The 1263-nt window shown below is 67.8% G+C and carries 2 protein-coding genes; both read right to left on the bottom strand.

Translation table 11 applies throughout. From position 1 onward, the window contains the following. Window positions 1-299: 299 nt before the first annotated feature. Window positions 300-722, bottom strand: coding sequence for a DMT family transporter (locus ACI3KW_RS23140; RefSeq protein ID WP_404850044.1), 423 nt, complete (start codon window positions 720-722; stop codon window positions 300-302). Beyond that, window positions 719-1210 (bottom strand): DMT family transporter, encoded by a 492-nt coding sequence (locus ACI3KW_RS23135; RefSeq protein WP_404850045.1) that lies wholly within the window; start codon window positions 1208-1210, stop codon window positions 719-721. Before ACI3KW_RS23135 ends, ACI3KW_RS23140 begins: the two co-directional genes overlap by 4 nt. Window positions 1211-1263: the final 53 nt, after the last annotated feature.

Below are 1263 nucleotides of genomic sequence, written 5' to 3'. Positions count from 1 at the left end.
GGATAAGATGGGTAAAGGGGATAGATTGGGGGCCGTTGTGGTTCCCTCGATCCCACCCCATCATGCCATGAACTGACAATTATCCACGGTGTCATCCCCGCGAAAGCGGGGACCTCTGTTTCCTTCTTCAGCATCCCGAAACAGAGGTTCCCGCTTTCGCGGGAATGACACTGTGGGGGTGGACGGATTGGTGCAAGCGGCGAGTGGCCCTCGGGTCGAGCCCGAGGGAGAGCGGTGGGGAGGAGGGATTGGGGATGACCCTGAGGGTGAGGGGACGAAATGCAGCGTGGTGAGGGCTGCTACCGCCGCCGTTGCGTCAGGGCCATGCCGCCCAGGATGAACACCACGCCCAGGGCGCTGGCCCAGAGGGTGGAGGGGGTGCCGCGGGCGAGGTCGAGCACCACGCCGGAGACCATCTGCCCGCCGATGACGAGCAGGGCGGTATTGACGGCGCCGATGCGCGGGATGAGCCAGCTGCCGGAGGCGACGAAGACGACGCCGATGGGGCCGCCGATATAGGCGTGCCAGGGGGCGGTGGCGGCGCCGGCGGGGATGAGGCCGCCGATGGCGAGGCCCAGGGCGGTGAGCGCGACGAAGCCGACGAGATGGTTCCAGAACGAAGCGATCAGCGGCGAGCCGGAGAGGGCGAGGCGGCCATTGAGCTGGCGGCTGAGGCCGACCAGCAGGCCCGCGAGGACGGCATAGAGGATGGGGGTGATCATGGGTGACCTCCCATGCCGACAAGGATGATCAGGGCGCTACCGGCCAGGATCAGCAGCACGGCGGCGAGGTCGCGCAGTTCGAGCCGGCGTTTGGGCAGGCCGAACAGACCCCAGCGGTCGGCGGCGAGGCTGAAGACGACTTGGCCCGCAAGGCCGAGTGCCAGCGTGCCCGAGAGCGCCAGCGGGGAATTGACGGTGGTGGAGGTCAACATGACCGTCAGAGCGCCGGAAATGCCGCCGAGATAGGCCCAGAATGGAGCCGGTGGCTTGGGCTGCGGCTCGGCTGCCGGGCGGCGGCGATAGAGCAGGGCCAGGAAGAGTATTGCGGCCACGGTGCCGGTGCCGTGGGCGGCCCAGGAGGCAAAGAGCGGGTTGCCGTAATGGCCCAGCTCGCCGTTGAAGAACACCATCAGGGTGAGCAGGCCCCCGGTGCCGAAGGCAATCAGCAGATGCAGCGGATTGAGCTGCCGGGGCGTGGAGGTGGGCATGGGTGGCGCGACTCGGGGGGAGAGGTGGTGCCGGATGGTAGCATGCGGTTTGG

Source organism: Devosia sp. ZW T5_3, assembly GCF_044987315.1.
In the GTDB taxonomy this organism is placed as follows: Bacteria; Pseudomonadota; Alphaproteobacteria; order Rhizobiales; family Devosiaceae; genus Devosia.
Note: the sequence above shows the minus strand (reverse complement) of the source record. Positions and strands in the feature narration are given on the sequence as shown.